The organism is Sphingobium sp. KKT206, assembly GCF_055640555.1.
On sequence record NZ_CM145764.1, the window covers coordinates 2973242 to 2992739 of the forward strand.

Annotated in this window: 14 protein-coding genes; 8 read left to right on the forward strand and 6 right to left on the reverse strand. The window is 64.3% G+C overall.

From position 1 onward, the window contains the following. Nucleotides 1–5 precede the first annotated feature (5 nt). Both ACZ2HM_RS14410 and ACZ2HM_RS14415 read left to right on the forward strand, forming a co-directional pair. The gene (locus ACZ2HM_RS14410; RefSeq protein ID WP_470425526.1) at nucleotides 6–1352 is read left to right on the forward strand and encodes a TldD/PmbA family protein; all 1347 of its coding nucleotides are present in this window, start codon (nucleotides 6–8) and stop codon (nucleotides 1350–1352) included. Further along, nucleotides 1339–2142, forward strand: coding sequence for a 3'(2'),5'-bisphosphate nucleotidase CysQ (locus tag ACZ2HM_RS14415; RefSeq protein ID WP_037474862.1), 804 nt, complete (start codon nucleotides 1339–1341; stop codon nucleotides 2140–2142). The genes ACZ2HM_RS14410 and ACZ2HM_RS14415 overlap by 14 nt, the downstream gene beginning before the upstream one ends. A gap of 10 nt (nucleotides 2143–2152) precedes the next feature. Here the strand turns inward: ACZ2HM_RS14415 and ACZ2HM_RS14420 are convergent, their stop codons facing one another. Next, nucleotides 2153–2677, reverse strand: a complete 525-nt coding sequence (locus ACZ2HM_RS14420) for a hypothetical protein (RefSeq protein ID WP_037474861.1) — start codon at nucleotides 2675–2677, stop codon at nucleotides 2153–2155. 61 nt (nucleotides 2678–2738) lie between these two features. After that, complete coding sequence (gene purD / locus ACZ2HM_RS14425) at nucleotides 2739–4016, reverse strand: phosphoribosylamine--glycine ligase (RefSeq protein ID WP_037478180.1); 1278 nt, start codon at nucleotides 4014–4016, stop codon at nucleotides 2739–2741. Between the two features lie 7 nt (nucleotides 4017–4023). Between purD and xseA the strand changes: the two genes are divergently transcribed. Genes xseA through ACZ2HM_RS14440 form a run of 3 tightly spaced genes read left to right on the forward strand, consistent with a single transcriptional unit; the run spans nucleotide 4024 to nucleotide 6589 of the window. After that, nucleotides 4024–5520 carry an exodeoxyribonuclease VII large subunit gene (gene xseA, locus ACZ2HM_RS14430; RefSeq protein ID WP_037478178.1) on the forward strand — a complete coding sequence of 499 codons (1497 nt, stop codon included), beginning with the start codon at nucleotides 4024–4026 and terminating at the stop codon, nucleotides 5518–5520. A 20-nt stretch (nucleotides 5521–5540) separates the two neighbouring features. Beyond that, nucleotides 5541–5753, forward strand: coding sequence for a DUF2093 domain-containing protein (locus ACZ2HM_RS14435; protein WP_069065681.1), 213 nt, complete (start codon nucleotides 5541–5543; stop codon nucleotides 5751–5753). Next, nucleotides 5750–6589: a M23 family metallopeptidase gene (locus ACZ2HM_RS14440; protein WP_470425527.1), complete on the forward strand. Its 840-nt coding sequence runs from the start codon at nucleotides 5750–5752 to the stop codon at nucleotides 6587–6589. The genes ACZ2HM_RS14435 and ACZ2HM_RS14440 overlap by 4 nt, the downstream gene beginning before the upstream one ends. 19 nt (nucleotides 6590–6608) lie before the next feature. Here ACZ2HM_RS14440 and ACZ2HM_RS14445 read toward each other — a convergent pair whose 3' ends face one another. After that, entirely contained in the window at nucleotides 6609–7157 is a 549-nt protein-coding gene (locus ACZ2HM_RS14445) for a hypothetical protein (RefSeq protein WP_470425528.1), read from the reverse strand. A gap of 393 nt (nucleotides 7158–7550) precedes the next feature. Between ACZ2HM_RS14445 and ACZ2HM_RS14450 the strand changes: the two genes are divergently transcribed. Then, on the forward strand, nucleotides 7551–10493 hold the full coding sequence (locus tag ACZ2HM_RS14450) for a TonB-dependent receptor domain-containing protein (RefSeq protein ID WP_470425529.1): 2943 nt from the start codon (nucleotides 7551–7553) through the stop codon (nucleotides 10491–10493). Nucleotides 10494–10593: 100 nt separating this feature from the next. Here the strand turns inward: ACZ2HM_RS14450 and ACZ2HM_RS14455 are convergent, their stop codons facing one another. Beyond that, nucleotides 10594–11595: a hypothetical protein gene (locus ACZ2HM_RS14455; RefSeq protein WP_470425530.1), complete on the reverse strand. Its 1002-nt coding sequence runs from the start codon at nucleotides 11593–11595 to the stop codon at nucleotides 10594–10596. Between the two features lie 327 nt (nucleotides 11596–11922). Between ACZ2HM_RS14455 and ACZ2HM_RS14460 the strand changes: the two genes are divergently transcribed. Then, a complete protein-coding gene (locus tag ACZ2HM_RS14460; RefSeq protein ID WP_470426861.1) occupies nucleotides 11923–12141 on the forward strand; it encodes a hypothetical protein in 219 nt (72 codons plus the stop codon). A gap of 47 nt (nucleotides 12142–12188) precedes the next feature. Here the strand turns inward: ACZ2HM_RS14460 and clpB are convergent, their stop codons facing one another. Both clpB and ACZ2HM_RS14470 read right to left on the reverse strand, forming a co-directional pair. After that, complete coding sequence (gene clpB / locus ACZ2HM_RS14465; RefSeq protein ID WP_470425531.1) at nucleotides 12189–14768, reverse strand: ATP-dependent chaperone ClpB; 2580 nt, start codon at nucleotides 14766–14768, stop codon at nucleotides 12189–12191. Nucleotides 14769–14853: 85 nt separating this feature from the next. Further along, nucleotides 14854–16476, reverse strand: a complete 1623-nt coding sequence (locus tag ACZ2HM_RS14470) for a M28 family metallopeptidase (protein ID WP_470425532.1) — start codon at nucleotides 16474–16476, stop codon at nucleotides 14854–14856. A 153-nt stretch (nucleotides 16477–16629) separates the two neighbouring features. On the opposite strand from ACZ2HM_RS14470, the gene ACZ2HM_RS14475 reads away from it, so the two are divergent. After that, nucleotides 16630–19497, forward strand: coding sequence for a M16 family metallopeptidase (locus ACZ2HM_RS14475; RefSeq protein ID WP_470425533.1), 2868 nt, complete (start codon nucleotides 16630–16632; stop codon nucleotides 19495–19497). Nucleotide 19498: the final 1 nt, after the last annotated feature.

The following is a 19498-nucleotide window of genomic DNA, read 5'->3' on the forward strand; positions in this document are numbered from 1 at the left end:
CCTCCATGCTCAGCCTAGAAGAAGCCCAGTCGCGCGCGCAGGATCTGGTCAGCGCCGCGCGCAAGGCAGGGGCGGATGCGGCCGACGCCATCTATGCCTGCAACGCCTCGACCAATGTGTCAGTGCGGCTCGGCCTGCTGGAGGATGTCGAACGGTCGGAGGGCGAAGAGATCGGCCTGCGTGTCTTCATCGGCAGCCGGTCGGCCAGCATTTCGGCGTCAGACATGAACCCCGCGACGCTCACCACGCTGGTCGATCGCGCCGTCGCGATGGCCCGCGAAGCCCCGGAAGACCCTTATGCGGGTCTCGCACCCGAAGATCGCCTTATGAAGAAGCGCCCGCCTGCGCTCGACCTGACCGACGAGCGAGAGCCCGAACCCGCCGCGCTGCGCGAACGCGCGCTGCTGGCGGAGGAAGCAGCGCGATCGGTGCCCGGCATTACCAACAGCGAAGGCGGCGGCGCATCGAACGGCCGCAGCCAGGTGGCACTGGCGACCAGCCATGGTTTTGCCGGTGCCTATGCGGGCACCAATCACTCGACCTGGGCCAGCGTGCTGGCGGGCGCTGGGTCGGACATGCAGCGCGACCATGCCAGCCATAGCGTGCGCCATCTGGAGGATCTGGACAATGCCGAGGCAATCGGTGTGCGCGCAGGCCAGCGCGCGGTCGCCCGCCTCAATCCGGTGAAGGTCGAAAGCGGCGTCATGCCCGTGATCTTCGATCCGCGCATCGGCTCCAGCCTGCTTGGCCATCTGATCGGCGGCATGGTCGGCCCGGCGATCGCGCGCCGGTCGAGCTTCCTGCTCGAATCCTTGGGCGAAGCGCTGTTCGACGCGGGCGTCACTATCATCGACAATCCGCAGGTGCCACGCGGGCTGCGCTCGCGCCCCTTTGATGGCGAAGGGTTGCCGGTTGCACCGCGTGCGCTGATCGACCGGGGCGTGCTGACCGGCTGGCTGATGGACAGTGCTTCGGCCCGGCAACTGGGCCTGGAACCCACCGGCCATGCGAGCCGGGGCGGCAGCGGCGCGCCGGGCGTCAGCATCACCAACGTCCATATGGAGGCGGGCACGGTGTCGCCGGGCGATCTGATGGCGGACGTAAAACGCGGCCTCTATGTCACCGAACTGATCGGCATGGGCGTCAATGGCGTCACCGGCGATTATAGCCGGGGCGCGGCGGGCTTCCTGATCGAAAATGGTGCGGTCGCCCATGCGGTGTCGGAAATCACTATTGCCAGCAATTTGAAGGCGATGTTCCGCGCGCTCATCCCCGCCAACGACCTGCATTTTCGCTATGCCATGAACGTGCCGACGCTGCGCGTGGATGGAATGACCGTTGCCGGGGGCTGAGATAGATCTGCGCGCGATCGTGTCAGCGGTCGCCGATGCGGCCGATCATGCGCTGACCCTCTGGGCGGGCGGCGATACCCGCGTGCGCCAGTGGGAAAAAGTGCCGGGCCATCCGGTGTGTGAGGCCGATCTGGAAGTCGATGCGCTGTTGCGCGAGCGGCTGGGCCAGATCGACCCGGAAGCGGGCTGGCTGTCGGAAGAGACGGCGGACACGGTGCATCGCCTGGGCGTGCCGCGCGTCTGGGTGGTCGATCCGATCGACGGCACCCGCGATTATCTGCGCGGACGGCCTGGCTGGGCGGTGTCGGTGGCGCTGATCGAGGATGGCGCGGTTCGGCTTGGCATATTGGCCGCGCCTGCCCGCAATGAATTGTGGATCGCGCAGGCGGATGGCTCGGCGACACGCAATGGGCAGACGCTGCGCGCAGGCGACCGCACGACGCTGCCCGGTGCCCGCGTCCCCGCCGATCAATTGCCGCGCATCGACCGGGATCTGGTGACGGTCGAAAAACCCAACAGCATCGCGCTGCGCATGGCGATGGTGGCCGCCGACGAGGCCGATCTGGTCGCCACGGTGCGCTGGGGCAATGAGTGGGATGTCGCCGCCGCCGCGCTGATCTGCCAGCGGGCCGGGGCGACGGTCACCGACGCCTTGGGTGCGCCGATGCGCTTCAACCGCCCCAAACCGACCGCTTTCGGCCTGCTTTGCGCTGCGCCCGGCATTCATGCTGCCGCCACGGATCGGCTGGCGCCCCGCGCCCGCGAAATATTGGGCGGTGCGCCGGGCTGACGGTCAGGCTTTACAGCTTGCCATATTGGGCTTCGAACCCGGCAATATCGCCCGCTGCCAGATATTTCGCCTGATCGACCCACTGATCGCGGATCGGACGGCCCTTGAAATTGCCCAGCCTTGCGTCGATCGCGGCGATGTCCGTGTCGGTCCAGGCAGCGATCTGCGCAAAGCGGGTGATGCCAAGGTCGTGCAGCAACGCCTTGAGCTTGGGGCCGACCCCTTTCATGCGCAACAGGTCATCCTCGCCTGCTTCCGGTGTCCCGGCAGCCACGGGCGCAGGCGCTTCCGCTTCGACCACCGCCACAGGCTCTACCGCAATCGGCTCTACCGCCACGGGTTCGACGGCCACCGGCTCAATCACCACGGGCGGGACGACCGGCACGGCTGCAACTGGGATTGTTTCCGCTTCAACCGCAGTAGGCGGCGCAATCTCCTTCGTCTTACCCTTGCCCGACAACAGGAAGACAAGACCAATGATCACCAGCAGCCCGACCAGCAGCCACAGCCCATAGTCCATGAAGAATTCCTGCATCACGCGCCTCCCTGAATATCGTGCGGCTATGTAGGGACGCTTTGTCCCGAACGGCAAGCCTTCACCCCTGTTCGCGTGCGACCTCGCGCCAGCCGATATCGCGACGACAAAAGCCCGTCGGGAAATCGATCGCATCAACCGCGGCATAGGCGGCCGCCTGCGCTGCGCCGACACTCTCGCCCGTCGCGGTCACATTGAGAACGCGTCCGCCATTGGCGACCAGCGCGCCACCCTGTTGCGCCGTCCCTGCATGGAACACCATCGCCCCCTGCGCCTGCGCCGCATCAATCCCCTGTATCGCGCCGCCCTTTTCCGGCGTGCCCGGATAGCCATTGGCCGCCATCACGACGGTCAGCGCCGTGCGGTCCGCCAGTTGCACCGGCCCCTGCTCGGCCAACGTCCCCTGCGCCACGCTCAGCAACAAATCGACCAAATCGCCATCGAAGCGCATCATCAACACCTGGCATTCGGGGTCGCCGAAACGGGCATTATATTCGATCAGCTTTGGCCCCTGATCGGTCAGCATCAGCCCGGCATAGAGGACGCCCGAATAGGGCATCCCCTCCGCAGCCATCGTCGCCACCGTCGGTTTGATGATCGTCTCAATCACCTGCCGCTCCAGTTCGGGCGTGAGCACGCGCGCCGGGCTATAGGCGCCCATGCCCCCGGTATTGGGGCCGGTGTCGCCATCGCCGACGCGCTTATGATCCTGCGCCGATCCGAAGGGCAGGATGGCACTGCCATCGGTTAGCGCGAAGAAACTGGCTTCCTCGCCGGTCATATATTCTTCCAGCACCACTTCCTCACCGGCCGCGCCGAACACGCCGGAGAACATGGTGTCGAGCGCATCGAGCGCCTCTTGCCGCGTCTCCGCGATGATGACGCCCTTGCCTGCCGCCAGCCCATCGGCCTTGATCACCACCGGCAGCGTGAAATCGTCGAGCGCGGCGATGGCGCCGTCCTTGCTGGTGACGCGCTGATAGGCGGCGGTCGGGATATGGGCGCGCTGGCACAGATCCTTGGTGAACCCCTTGGACCCCTCCAATTGTGCAGCCTTCTTGTCGGGGCCGAACACCGGAACGCCCATGGTGCGCAGATTATCGGCCAGCCCGTCCACCAGCGGCGCTTCGGGACCGATCACCACCAGCCCGATCGAATGGCGGGTGCAGAAATCCAGCACGGCGCGATGATCCGTCGCGTCGAGGTCGACCAACGTCGCTTGCTCGGCTATGCCGGGGTTGCCCGGCGCGGCGTAGAGCGTATCGAGCCGGGGCGATTGCGCCAGCTTCCACGCCAGCGCATGTTCGCGGCCACCGCCGCCAAGCAAAAGGATATTCATGTCGCCCATGTCCCCGGATTTCGATGCCTATGACAGTATGGGCCGCCTGTTAGCGGAGGAACGCGCAGGGGACAACGCGCCGCCGCTCTCGGTCAGTGAATTGTCGGGCATGCTCAAGCGCACGGTCGAGGACCGCTTTGGCCATGTCCGCCTGCGTGGCGAGATTTCCGGTTTCAAGCGCGCGGCGTCAGGGCATCTCTATCTGGCGCTCAAGGACGATAATGCCGTGCTGGATGGCGTGATGTGGAAGGGCGGGGCGCAACGCCTCGCCTTTTCTCCGCAGGACGGGGTCGAGGTGATCGCCACTGGCAAGCTCACCACTTATCCCGGCCGTTCCAAATATCAGATCGTGATCGAGCGGATGGAATTGGCGGGCGAAGGCGCGCTGATGGCGCTGCTCGAAAAGCTCAAGGCGAAACTTGCTGCCGAAGGCCTGTTCGCAGTCGAGCGCAAACAGCCTCTGCCCTTCCTGCCCCGCACCATCGGCGTCGTGACGTCGCCCACCGGCGCGGTGATCCGCGACATTCTCCATCGCCTTGCCGATCGCTGCCCCACCAACGTCCTGGTCTGGCCGGTATTGGTGCAGGGCAATGGTGCCGCCGAGCAGATCGCGCGCGCCGTGCGCGGCTTTTCCGCCATGGACGGCAACGGCCCAGTGCCCCGGCCCGACCTCGTCATCGTCGCGCGCGGCGGCGGGTCGATCGAGGATTTGTGGAGTTTCAACGAGGAAATCGTCGTCCGCGCCGTCGCCGATTGCACCATCCCGATCATCTCGGCGGTCGGGCATGAGACTGACACGACCCTGTGCGATCATGCCGCCGATCGCCGCGCGCCCACCCCCACCGCAGCGGCGGAGATGGCGGTGCCAGTGCGCGCCGACCTGCTCGCCACCCTCGCTGAAATGGGCCTGCGGGCCGGACGCGCGGTCCGTCGCAATGCGGCGCAGGCGAAAGAGCGCCTCGACATGCAGGCGCGGCTCATGCCCACCCCCGACATGCTGCTCGCGCCGCAGCGTCAGCGGCTCGATCAATTGTCCGAGGCCCTGGCCAGTGGCCTGCGCCATCGCATTGCCGACGCCCGCGCGCAATTGGGGCAGGCGGGCGGCGCGTTGCGACCGGCGCTGCTCCAGCAGCAACTCGCGCGTGCAAGCGAGCGGCTCGACCGGTTGCGGCCGCGTCCCGATTATCTGGCGCGGGTTTTGACCGATCGCGCGACCGCCTTCGACCGGGTGTCGCGTCATTTCACCTCGCTTGATCCCGACCGGCCGCTGGCGCGCGGCTATGCCCGCGTGATGGCGGGGGGGCGGCTGGTCCAATCGGTCGCCGCCGCGCAGGCTGCAGGCGCGGTGACGCTGCATTTCAAGGATGGAACGGTCGATGCGACGGTCGGGCAGGGCGCAGCCTTGCTTGAGAAGCCAGACCCCGCCGCTATATCGTCCACATCCCGCCAGTCCCGCAAACCGCGCAGCGCCGACGCACCGCCGCAGCAGGATCTTTTCTCCTGACCTTCTGAAAGGCCCGACCGATGCTCATGTCCAACCGCGACCGGATCGCCCGGCTTCATTATATGCCCTACAGCTTCCGCGTGTTGCAGGCGGGCGATCATGTGCTGTGCGCGGTCACGGGGCAGAAGATCGCGCTCGAAGATCTGCGCTATTGGAGCATCGCCCGGCAGGAACCCTATGCCAGCGCGGAAGCATCGGTTCAGGCGGAGCGCGCAGCGAAGCGCATCCCATGAATCGTCTCGCCTTCATCCTGTTGCCCGCGGTCTTGGGAATAACGATTGCAGCCGCACCGCCGCTATCCGACGACCTCCGCCTTACCGGCACCATGACGCAGGGCGGCGTGGTGACCGGCACCGCGCCTGCCGATATAGTCTCGCTTCGGCTGGGTGCGGAGGTCGTGCCGGTCGATGCCGATGGCCGCTTCCTGATCGCCTTCGACCGGGACGCCGCGCCCACCGCGCGGCTGACGGCGCAATTTGCCGACGGACGGACGGTCGAAAAAAGCCTGACCATCGCCTCCCGCCCCTGGCGGATCGAGCGCATCAACGCGCCGATGCGCCCCACCAAAAGCACGGAAGCCTTCCTGGCGCTGCGTCGGCCCGAACTGGCCCAGATCGCTGCCGCCCGTAGGCTCAACACCGATGCCAAGGGCTGGCGGCAACGCTTCATCTGGCCTGCGATGGGGCGTATTTCCGGGCTGTTCGGATCGCAGCGTGTCTATCAGGGGCAGCCGGGCGCCTATCATGGCGGCGTCGATGTCGCGGGCGCGACCGGCACGCCGGTTGTCGCCCCCGCCGATGGGGTGGTGATCCTGGCGGCGACAGCCAAGCCCTTCACGCTGGAAGGGCATTTGCTGATGATCGACCATGGCCATGGCCTCAACAGCGCCTTCCTGCATCTGTCGCGAATCGATGTGAAGCCCGGCGACACTGTGACCCAGGGGCAACGCATCGGCGCGATCGGCGCGACCGGCCGCGCCACCGGCCCGCATCTTCATTGGGGCATGAAGTGGAACGACGCGCGCATCGACCCGCTGCTGGTCGCGGGGCCGGTGCCGCAGGGACGGTGAAGATGGGCTATGAAGCGGTTTAGCTGACCCGCTTCATCCGCACCGCGCGGCCGCCTTCCACCTTGCCCATGAAACTGCCCATGGCGGCGCGTTTGAGTTCGATCTTCTGTCCGACCTTGGGGTCGCGCGCGCTGATCGCTTCGGTGGTGGCCCACACAGCGCCATCTTCCAGCCCGATCTGCCACTTGCCATAGCCCAGGCTGCGGACCGACGTGATCACCGCCTCGATCTGATCGACGCCGTCCACCTTCGCGTCGCCACTGTCATCCTCTTCGCCGCCGCCCAGAAATGGCAGCTTGGGGAAGGAAAAACCGAATAGCGTCTTGCGCGTCTTGTTAAGTTCGCTCTTGTCCAACACCACCACTTCGTCGCGCTGCGCAGCGGCGTCGATCGCGCCGACCTGACGGTCGAAGCAGGCTAGTCGCTCTGCATCCTGCGCGATGGACCGGCATTGCAGCAGGTCCGTGAAAATCTCCGGCCGGGGCTGCTGACGCTGCGGCGCGGCGCTCGCGCTGGCCGTAGTGAGGCACAAAAACACGCCTATCAGTCCGGTGTTCAAGCGCTTCATGCCGTCTCTCCTCTTCAATCGACCCGTCCACGCCCTAGCATGCATCGGCTGAAAACAAGGTCAATATATCGCAGGATCGCCACGGCCAGTCGCGTCTGCGCCATTTTCAGTCGAGCTGGATCGACGCGCAGACATCAATGGATCGCAAGAGGGCGCATTCGCGAAATTATGTTACTAATCAGCCGTAAAACAGCTCTAGCACGCGCTTGTTGCATTTATGATACAGCCCCATTCAAAAGCGGTGAATGCCCTTTTCCCGCGCTTTACAGCGCCCTGCTCCCCGCGCAGTTTCGCGGCCATGCATATGGGGGGATCGCTGTCGGGCACCTTATCCCTCCGTAGGTACATAGAGTGGCAGGTCATCTGCCAACCTCCAGAGCAAGGGACTGGACCGTGAAGACATTTTCAAAGAGGGCACTTCTGCGTGCCAGCGCCGCACCGGCGATCCTGGGCGCGTCGCTGATCGCAACCGCCGCATTCGCACAGGAAGCGCCACAGGCCGCTGGTGCAGAAGCGGGCGACACCATCATCGTTACTGGTTCGTTGATCCGCAATCCGAACCTGGAGCGCTCCAGCCCGGTCACGACGACCAGCGCTGACACCATCGAACTGAAGCAGAACAACACCGCCGAAGAAATTCTGCGTGAAATTCCGGGTATTGTTCCCAGCATCGGTTCGGCCGTCAACAACGGCAATGGCGGCGCTTCGTTCGTCGATTTGCGCGGCATGGGTTCCAACCGTAACATCGTCCTGCTCGACGGTACGCGCCTGGTTCCTGCCGAACTGAACGGCCGTTTCGATCTCAACAACATTCCGCTCGCTCTGGTGGAGCGCGTCGACGTTCTGACCGGTGGCGCATCGACCACCTATGGCGCCGACGCCATTTCGGGTGTTGTCAACTTCGTCACCAAGTCCGATTTTTCGGGTCTGGAAGCGAATTTCTCGAACCAGATCACGGAAGAGGGCGACGGCCACACGCTGCGCGCAGACGTAACGCTGGGCGCCAATTTCGATGATGGTCGCGGTAACGCCGTCTTCTCGATCGGCTATCAGCAGACCGACCCCATCTATCAGGGCGGCCGTCCCTTCTCGGTCAACAATGTTGATTCCTACAGCGGCGCGATCGGTGGTTCGGGCACTTCGACCCCGGTTCGCATCAGCGTTCCCGGCGGCGGCACGCAGCAGATCAACGCTACCACCGGCGAACTGGTTCCGACCTACTCGCTGTTCAACTTCAACCCCTACAACATCTTCCAGACGCCATTCGAACGTTTCAACATGTTCGGATCGGCGCATTATGAAGTCAGCGACGCGGTTGAAGTCTATACCCGTGGCATCTTCTCGAAGAACACGGTCAAGACCATCATCGCGCCGTCGGGTGCTTTCGGCATCCCCATCACGGTGCCTTACAGCAACCCCTATCTGCCAACGGCCGCTCGCAATGAACTGTGCGCTGCCAACGGCTTGACCATCGGCCAATGTACAGCGGCAGCCGGTGCGACCGATCCCAATGATCCCAACTATCGCACCTTCACCTCTAACTTCGCCCGCCGCGCCGTGGAAAATGGTCCCCGCGTTTCGGAGTTCACCACCACATTCTTCGATTATAAGCTCGGTGCGCGTGGCGGTATCACCGACACGATCGACTGGGATGTGTTCGGTGCCTATGGTGAGAGCGAGAATGTCCAGACCCAGCAGGGCTATTGGCTGAACTCGCGCGTGCGTCAGGCTCTGAATGCTACCAGCACGACCGAGTGCCTCAATGCGGCCAATGGTTGCGTTCCGCTCAACATCTTCGGCCCCACTGGATCGATCACCGATGAGATGAACGACTTCCTGACTGCCGAAAGCCAGATCATCACGAAATTCTCGCTGGCGCAGGCACGTGCTACGATCAGCGGTGACATTGGCGTGACCTCGCCTTGGGCAGCCAACCCGGTTGCCTTCGCAATCGGTGGTGAATATCGCAAATATCAGGCGTCGCAGGTTTCCGACCTGTTGTCGCAGTCGGGCGATCTGGGTGGTGCCGGCGGCGCTGCACCGAACATCGACGGCGGTTATGACGTTTATGAAGCGGTCGGCGAAGTCATCCTTCCGCTGATCTCGGACAAGCCCTTCTTCCAGGATCTCACGATCGAAGGCGGCGTGCGCTACTCGAAGTATAGCATCAATGCCGCAGGCAGCCCCGGTTACGAAACCTGGACCTATAACGCAGGCGGTAGCTGGACTCCGGCAGATGGCTTCAAGGTTCGCGGCAAATATGCCCGCGCCGTGCGTGCGCCTAACATCGCCGAACTGTTCTCGCCGGTCACCACCGGCCTGACCAACCTTTCGGTTGATCCTTGCGCAGGTTCCGCTCCCGTTACCGACGCTGCCTTGCGCGCCGTTTGTTTGGCACAGGGTGCGCCTGCCGCTTCGATCGGCTTCATCGAACAGCCAAGCGCCGCTCAGGCCCGTACGACCGGTGGTGGTAACCTCGCCCTCGGCCCGGAAAAGTCGGACAGCTACACCATCGGCGCAGTCATTCAGCCAGCGTTCCTGTCGGGCTTCTCGGCAACGATCGATTATTACAACATCAAGGTTAAGGGTGCGATTTCTTCCCCGACGCCGGGTGATGCGATCGCGGCCTGTTTCGACAATTTGGATGCAACCAGCGAGGCATGCACGATCATCGGCCGTGATCCGATCACGGGCGGTCTCGACGGTGACACCGCGACTGGTTTGTTCCAGGGCTTGTCGAACCTCGGCACGATTTCGACCGATGGTATCGATCTGACGATGAACTATGCGAAGGATGTTGGCTTTGCGAAGCTGGCTCTGTCGTTCGTCGGTAACTGGACCAACAGCTCGAAGTTCCAGGCATCGCCGACCTCGGTCAATCGCGATTGCGTGGGCTACTACAGCGTGAACTGCCCCTCCATTCAGCCGGAGTTCCAGTTCTCGCAGCGTTCGACGCTGTCGTTCGACAATTTCGACATCTCGCTGCTGTGGCGCTTCATCAACGCTGTGGAATATGAACCCGCAGCACTGGCCGACGATCTGGCTGCTGCCATCGGCTTTGAATGCGCCGATCCAGAAGGGACTGATCCCGACGGCTGCATGGTCGAACCAGAATTCCGCAAGATTCCTTCGGAACATTATTTCGATCTGTCGGGCCGTTTCCACATCACCGACAATCTGACGGTGACGCTGACGGCACAGAACCTGCTGAACAACAAGCCCAAGGTTGTCGGCTCGACCATCGGTTCGACCGCCTACAACAGCGGCAACGTCTATCCGTCGACCTACGACGCGCTGGGTCGTCGCTACGCTGCTGCGGTGAAGTTCCGCTTCTGATCCGTTCGGACATGCTTTAAGAAAAAGGGCCGGTGGAAACACCGGCCCTTTTTTCATGTTGTGCTGCTTCTGACGCCAGGTCGCCGTTATGGCCCAGTATCTAGCCCAGCAATGGCAGCGGCAATGTCAGCGGGATGTCGGCGTTGTTTGCAAGCAACACAGCCCATTGGCTGACTTTTTCGACTTCCTCGCGATGCATGTCCAACCCCAGCCGCGCTTCCTGCGCGCGCTGACCGGGCGCGAAATCACGTCCCATTTTGGCGTCGCGCGCAAAGACCGGTCCTTCAACGATGGACTTGATCCGTTCCGCCGTGATGTTCAGGCCGAACAATCTGGCCAAAGCCGCCAGGCTGTCCGACGGACGCGCCACCAATGTCTCGCTGTCCAGCGTCGCCACCCGCTGGCCCAAACGCTGGGTCACCATCTGGAACTGCTGCTGCTGCGCCAGCCATCCGGCTGCTGCGACCTGAATGTCCGTCAGCCCCAAATAGTCGGCAGGCGCGATGCCCAGCCCACCCAGTATCCCCTCACGCGCCAGCTTGCCGAACAGGTCGCGCACCCATAGCCGTCCCCACATCCCCTTGCGCGCGATCGAACCAAGATAAGCGTCGAGCGGCGCGTGGAGCAGCAAGGCGCGGGCCTCCGGGCGCAGGCTCATGATCGCGGGCATCAGCGGATTGACGATATTGGAAGGCTTGATGATGACGGCTTCGCCGAGGCCAAATGGGCGGGCGAGCAGACGCAACGCATCATCCAATATGCGCGCGACGTCCGGTCCCTTCGCGCCGCGGTATCGCCAGCCCACCAAGTCGTTGAGCAGGACGGGTTCCTTCACGCCCATGGCTGTGCCGGGCATGTCGCAGGCGGCGGCCAGCAACGTTGAGCAGCAATAGGCCGAATGAAAGATGAAGTGGATGGGTGCTGGCGGCGCGGCGCGTTCCATGGCGTCAGCCCGGCGCAACACCATCGGCGCTTGTGTCGGCACGAGATATTCGTCGGTCAGGAACGGAACGGCGGCATGGCGCGCCCGCGCAACCGGCAGCATGTGAAAGGCGTCGTGCCCCGGATCATAACGGTGCGCGAGCCACTCCGCGCTGGTCATGACGTCATTTATGGAGGGGAGGGCAGCAATCATGACCCGGATTGTAGGCATGACCGCCTATGCGGCACAAGCTGCGCCACAGGATCGGCCAAATCTTCGCGGTTTGATCCATAGATCGCGCATCATCATCCCATTTCGCACTTGCGCCACCGCTGCTCTTGCCGCAATTCTATGTCTCAGCCGACGCCAGCAGGATAATCCATCCCCGCTTTGGCGACTAAGCGGTCGGCCAAGGCGTAGCCCGCAGAAGAGACGGGGCGGATGGCCGATCTTTTGGGAGAATTGACCATGCATGTTTTGAAGACCGTAATTGCATCGACCCTGTTCATGATCGCCCTGCCTGCGGTGGCACAGGAAAAGCCGAAATTGGACCGGAATCACCCAGACGCTGTGCGCTGCAAGCGCTTTGCCGTCACCGGGTCGCTGGTTCAGAAGGAGCGGGTCTGCAAGACCAATGCGGAATGGCGCGCGAGTGCAGAACAGCAGAACCGCGAGGCCGATGACATGATCACCCGCAGCCGGGCGGGCATGAACCCGAACGGATGATCCGGGTGGGAAAGGGCGTTGCGGCCTATCCGCAACGCCCTAATCCTTTAGCTGATGCCCAGCACCAGCGCCCCATCGCCATCTTCGACCCGCACCGTTGATCCGTCGGGCACCTGCCCGCGCAGGATCATGTCGGCGAGGGGATCTTGCAGATAGCGTTGCACCGCGCGCTTCAACGGCCGCGCGCCATAGACCGGATCATAGCCAACGCGACCGAGCCAGGCGCGGGCACCGTCGGTCAAGTCGAGGATGATCTTGCGGTCCTTGAGCAGCTTGCCGACCCGCGCCACCTGAATGTCGACGATCGGGGCCATATGCGCGGCCCCTAAGCGGTGGAACAGGATGACCTCGTCCAGACGGTTGAGGAATTCCGGGCGGAAATGGCCGCGCACGACCTCCATCACCTGATCCTCGACCTTTTCGACCGGCTCGTCGTCGGCGAGGCCCGCAATATATTGGCTGCCCAGATTCGATGTCAGCACGATGATCGTGTTGGTGAAATCGACCGTGCGGCCCTGCCCATCGGTCAGGCGGCCATCGTCCAGCACCTGAAGCAGGATGTTGAACACATCGCCATGGGCTTTCTCGACCTCATCGAACAGGACGACCTGATAGGGACGACGGCGCACGGCCTCGGTCAGGACGCCGCCTTCCTCATAGCCGACATAGCCCGGAGGCGCGCCGATCAACCGGGCGACGCTGTGCTTCTCCATGAACTCGCTCATGTCGATGCGCACCATCGCATTGTCATCGTCGAACAGGAAACCGGCCAGCGCCTTGGTCAGCTCGGTCTTGCCGACGCCCGTGGGGCCGAGGAACAGGAAGCTGCCGAGCGGCCGGTTGGGGTCTTGTAGTCCCGCGCGGGCGCGGCGGACGGCGGTCGATACGGCACGGACGGCATGAGCCTGGCCGATGACGCGCTTGCCCAGCGTCTCCTCCATGGCGAGTAATTTCTCGCGCTCGCCGGTCAGCATCCGTTCGACCGGGATGCCGGTCCAGCGGGCCACGACGCCGGCGATGTCCTCGGCGGTCACTTCCTCGCGCAGCATCGCGCCTTCCGATGCGGTGGCCGCTTCGGCGAGCCGCTTTTCCAGCGCCGGGATGGTGCCATAGGACAGCTCGCTCATCTTCGCGAGGTCGCCCGCGCGTTGTGCCTGTTCCAGTTCGAGCCGGGCGGCGTCGAGCTGTTCCTTGATCTTGGCTTCGCCCGCAATCTTGTCCTTTTCAGCCTGCCAGCGGCTAGTCAGTTCGCTCGATTGCTGTTCCAGATTGGCAAGGTCGGCCTCCAGCGCGGCCAGCCTGTCCTTGGAGGGCTGGTCGCTCTCCTTCTTGAGCGCTTCCCGCTCGATCTTGAGCTGGATGATGCGGCGGTCGAGATTTTCGATCTCTTCGGGCTTGGACTCCACCTCCATGCGCAGGCGCGAGGCGGCCTCGTCCATCAGGTCGATCGCCTTGTCGGGCAGGAAACGGTCGGTGATGTAGCGGTTGGAGAGCGTCGCCGCCGACACGATCGCGCCGTCGGTGATCCGCACGCCATGGTGCAGCTCATATTTTTCCTTGAGGCCGCGCAGGATCGAGATGGTGTCCTCGACCGTCGGTTCGCCGACGAAGACGGGCTGGAAGCGCCGCTGGAGCGCAGGGTCTTTTTCGACATATTTGCGATATTCGTCGAGCGTGGTCGCGCCGATGCAATGCAATTCGCCGCGCGCAAGGGCGGGCTTCAACAGATTGCCCGCGTCCATCGCGCCTTCGGATTTGCCCGCGCCGATCAACTGGTGCATTTCGTCGATGAAGAGGACGACATGGCCCTCGGCGGCCTTCACTTCGTCCAGCACGCCCTTTAGCCGTTCCTCGAACTCGCCGCGATATTTGGCGCCCGCGATCAACGCGCCCATGTCGAGCGCCATCAGCGTGCGGTCCTTGAGCGTGTCGGGCACGTCGCCATTGGCGATGCGCAGCGCCAGCCCTTCGGCGATGGCGGTCTTGCCGACGCCGGGTTCGCCGATCAGGACGGGGTTATTTTTGGTCCGGCGGGCGAGAATCTGGACAGTGCGGCGGATTTCCTCGTCGCGGCCGATGACGGGATCGAGCTTGCCGTCGCGCGCGGCCTGGGTCAGATCGCGCGCGAATTTCTTGAGCGCGTCATAGCGATCTTCCGCGCCCGCCGTGTCGGCGGTGCGGCCCTGACGCAGGCTGTTGATCGCGGCGTTGAGCGCCTCGGGCTTCACGCCAGCAGCCGCCAGCGCTTTGCCCGCCGCCGTGGTGGTGGCCAGCGTGAGTGCGAGGAGCAGCCGCTCGACGGTGACGAAGCTGTCGCCCGCCTTGGCTGCGACTTGTTCGGCCGAGTCCAGCACGCGCACTATGTCATTGTCGAGGCTCGGCGTCTGTTGCGCACCGCTGCCCGACACGGCGGGGATTTTCGCCAGCGCCGCGTCGGTTTCGCGCAGCGCCGTGGGCGCGTCGCCGTCAGCGGCCTTGATGAGGCCCGATGCCATGCCCTGCTCATCCTCCAGCAGCGCCTTCAACAGATGGTCCGGGCTGATCCGCTGATGGTTCATGCGGATCGCGACAGTCTGCGCCGATTGCAGGAAACCTTTGGCGCGGTCGGTGAATTTTTCGAGGTTCATAACATGCCCTTCGTGGTGCTGCCCCTCATGTGGTGTTGCCCAAAAACCACACAAGAGGCGATACGCAATTTCCGCAGGCGCGCGATTACTTTGGCGTCGGGGCCTTGGGCTGCTCAGCAGCAAAGGCGTCGCCGAAGAAATCCTGCGCATACCAGCGCGGTGCTTCCGGCGCGTCGGCGATCTGCCGGGCGATGGCATAGTTGACGCGGGCGAATTTGGCGGCGGCATCCCAGTTGAAAGGCAGGTCGATCTGATCGGATGGCTGGTGATATTGGGTCTTGAGGAAATGTTCGAACGCGGCTTTGCCCGGCCCGGCGAAACCGGTCATCAGGAACACGGCGGGCACGCCTTCCTGCACGAAGCGATAATGGTCCGAACGGGTGAACAGCCCTTCGGCGGGCAGCGGATCGGGCGAGAGGGCGACGCCGACCGATTGCGCCGCGCGATCGACGATCGGGCCGAGCGTCGAATGTTCCGCGCCGAACGCCACGACATCCTGAAAATCATAGGTCAGGATCGGCATGTCGAGATTGACGACGCCGACCAGCTTGCCGCCTGTCGGCAGGACAGGATGCTTGGCGAGATATTGCGAGCCGAGCAGGCCATCTTCTTCCGCGGTGACGGCGGCGAACAGGATCGAGCGTTTGGGCCGCGCGCCGCCTTCCGTAAAGGCCTTCGCCACGGCCAGCATGGTCGCGGTGCCCGATGCATTGTCCATCGCGCCGTTATAGATTTTGTCGTCGCCCTTCGCGCTTTCCTTGACGCCATTATGGTCGAGATGGGCCATCAGCAGCACATATTCATGGGCGAGGGCCGGGTCGGAACCGGGCAGTACCGCCAGCACATTGGCCGAGGGGGCCGTGCTGACCGAACTGGCGCGCTCCAGCGTGACGAGCGGTTTGAGGGCAAAGCCCTTGGGGCGGCCGCCCTTCTTGCCTGCCTGCTTCAGGATGGCGGCGAGATTGCCGCGCGACCCGGCGAAAAGCGCGTCGGCGGCCGGGCCATGGACCGTGGCGGTGGCGCGGATGGCGGGGGTGCGGACATAGGGCTGGCCTTGGGTGTCGATCCAGCTGACGACCGGATCATTGCTGCGCTCGCGCAGTTTTTCCCAAGGCATGCGGGCGAGCAGGCTGGGGCTGGGCAGAGTGATGAGGCCGATGGCGCCTGCCTTCTGCGCCGCAAGCGCCTTTTCAGCGGCGAGATGCGCGCCGACTTCGCTGGGCATGCCGACGGGCGAGCCGGACAGGGCGACCGCGAATTTGCCCTTGAGGTCCAGCCCGGCATAATCGTCGATCTTTTCGCGATCCGATTGCAGGCCATAGCCGACGAACACGGCCCCGGCAGCGATGCTCTGCCTGGCTTCGCGACCAAAGCCGCCGATCGCGACATCGGTGCCATTGGCGAAACGCTGGCCGCCGATGGAGAGCGCGGCGGGCGCGCTCTTGTCGAGATCAGCCAATGCCAGCGTGACCGGCTGATACCAGCTATCCTTGACCGCCTGAGTCAGGCCGAGCGCCGCAAATCGGGCGGCGACGTAGCGGGCGGCGATGTCATAGCCGCGCGTGCCCGCGTCGCGTCCTTCGAGCAGGTCGTCGGCGAGGAATGCCACGTCGGCGCGGATCGCATCGGGGGAGAAGGTCGGTTCCTGCGCGATGGCGGGCGCGGCGAGGGCGATCAGGGAGACGAGGACGGGGAGGCGAAGGCGCATGGGTTACTCTTTTAACGTCGATGATGGAGCGGAACCTATCGTCGCGGTTCGCGCTGTCCAGCCGTATGCGTATTGCGCTGCTAAAACGCCCCGCTATTCTAGCGCCATCCTGCGGGCGGTTTCACCCCGCTGCTTTTGTCAGAAGGCTCCTTCATGATCCTGTCTTCCCTGCCGCGCCGCCTGCCCCTGCTGATCGGCCTGTCCATGCTGGCGATGACGCCCGTGACGGAGGCGCTGGCGCAGGGTGCGGCCGCCGTCGCCGCGCCTGCGCCGCTTTCCAGCCTAGTGTCGGCGGTCGATATTCCCTATGAAGAGTTCACGCTGAAGAACGGGCTGCGCGTCATCGTCCATACCGACCGCAAGGCGCCGGTGGTGGCGGTGTCGGTCTGGTATCATGTCGGGTCGCGCTTCGAGCCTGCGGGCAAGACCGGCTTTGCGCATTTGTTCGAGCATCTGATGTTCTATGGCTCGGAAAATGCCGATGGGCCGTTCTTCGGGCGTTTGGAGGATATCGGCGCGACCGATTGGAACGGGACGACCTGGTTCGATCGCACCAATTATTTCGAGACGGTGCCAACCGGCGCGCTCGACCGGGCGCTGTTCCTGGAATCGGACCGGATGGGGCATTTGCTGGGCGCGGTGACGCAGGCGAAGCTGGATACCCAGCGTGGCGTCGTCCAGAATGAAAAGCGGATGGGCGAGAACCAGCCCTATGGCCTGGTCGAATATGCGCAGCTCGCCGCTTTGCTGCCCGAAGGCCATCCCTATCGCCACTCCACCATCGGGTCGATGGCGGATCTGAATGCCGCGAGCCTCGCTGATGTGCAGATGTGGTTCAAGACGCATTATGGCCCGAACAATGCGGTGCTGGTGCTGGCGGGCGATATCGACATGGCGACCGCGAAGAAGAAGGTGGAACGCTGGTTCGGCAATATCCCGGCTGGCCCGCCGCCCCAGGATGTGGACGCGACCGTGCCGACGCTCGACAAGGATGTCGAGAAGTTGATGAAGGATAATGTCGCGGCGACGCGGCTCTATCGCAACTGGGTGGTGCCGGGTGTCAATAGCGCGGACCTGCCTGCGCTTGACCTCGCGCTATCGGTTTTTGGCGGGCTGGGATCGTCGCGGCTCTATACGACGCTGGTGCGCGACGAGAAGGTGGCGGTGGGCGTCAAGGCCAATGTCCAGCCGTTCGAGAAGCTGAGCATCGCCGAGATCACGGTGGACGTGAAGCCGGGTGAAGATGCGGTGGCGGTGGGCAAGCGGCTCGACCAACTGCTGGCCGATTATCTGGCCAAGGGGCCAAGCGCCGACGAGGTGCAGCGCGCCGCGACCCAGCGGGTGGCGGGGACGATTTCGGGCCTGGAGCAAGTCGGCGGCTTTTCCGGCAAGGCGGTGACGCTGGCCGAGGGGGCGGTCTATTCGGATGACCCGGCGACCTACAAGAAGGATCTGGCCGCCTATGCCGCTGCGACCCCGGCACAGGTGACGGAAGCCGCGCGCAAATGGCTGGGACGGCCCGTGTTCCGCCTGACGGTGGCACCGGGCGAGCGGACGGCGGCGGATAATGCGCTGGCGGGCAATGCGACGATGCAACCCGCTTATTTCCGCGATCCCGATGCGCCTGCGCCCACGGCCGCAACGCCGCCCAAGCCGACCAAGATTGCCGAGCCGCCAATCGAGCCGGTCGCTGACCTCGACTTTCCGCCGGTCGAACATGCCAAGCTCAGCAACGGCATTCCGGTCGTCTTCGCGCGCCGCGCCACGGTGCCGACGGTGCGGGTGTCGGTGGCGTTCGATGCGGGCAATGCCGCCGATGACCGGACGAAGCTGGGCACGGCGGCGCTGACCACGGCGTTGCTGGACGAAGGGACCAAGACCCGCAGTTCGCTCACCATCGCGCAGGAACAGGAGCGGCTGGGCGCGGCGGTGAGCGCGGGCAACAGCATGGATCGCACCACGGTCGGCCTGTTCGCGCTCAAGCCCAATCTGGATGCCTCGCTTGGCTTGCTGGCCGATGTGGTGCGCAATCCGGCCTTTGCCCCGGCGGAGGTCGAGCGGCTGCGTGGTCAGATGCTGACCCGGATCGCGGCGGAGAAGACCGAGCCGATGGCGATTGCCCAGCGGATGCTGCCGCCTCTGCTCTATGGCACGGCGCATCCCTATGGCATTCCCTTCACCGGGTCGGGCACCGAGAGCGGGGTCAAGGCGGTGACGCGGGCCGATCTGGTCGCCTTCCATGACGGCTGGCTGCGGCCCGACAATGCCAAGATTTTCGTGACCGGCGACACGACCCTGGCTGAATTGCTGCCCCTGCTGGAAAAGCGCTTTGGCGACTGGAAGGCCCCGGTGGCGGCGAAGGGGACCAAGCTGTTCCGCATGGACCGGATGGCGCGCCCGGCGCGGATCATCCTGATCGACAAGCCGCAAAGCCCGCAGTCGATGATCCTGGCCGGGGTGCTGACCGCCAAGAAGGGCACCGACAATCCGGTGACGCTCCAGTCCGCCAACGAGGTGCTGGGCGGCAGCACGACGTCGCGGCTGACCATGGACCTGCGCGAGACCAAGGGTTGGGCCTATGGCGCGGGGACGGCACTGCCCGGCGTCAAGGACACGATCCCGCTGCTGGTCTATGCGCCGGTGCAGAGCGACAAGACGGGCGAGTCGATCATCGCGGCGCGGCAGGACATCAAGGATTTCCTGACGACCAAGGGCACGACCCAGGCGGAGCGCGACCAGACGATCAACGGACAAATCCTGTCCTTGCCGGGCAGTTTCGAAACCTCGTCCGACCTGCTGGGGGCGATGATGCGCAACGACCTGATCGGCCGGGCGGATGATTTCTATGAGACACTGCCCAAAATCTATCGGGCGATGACGGCGGCCGATTTCGACAAGGCAGCACGCGAGGCGATCAACGCCGACGGGCTGATCTGGGTCGTGGTGGGTGACGCGAAACTGGTGCGGCCACAGCTTGACGCGGTGGGCTTGCCGGTCGAAACCGGCACCCTGGCTGACTGAG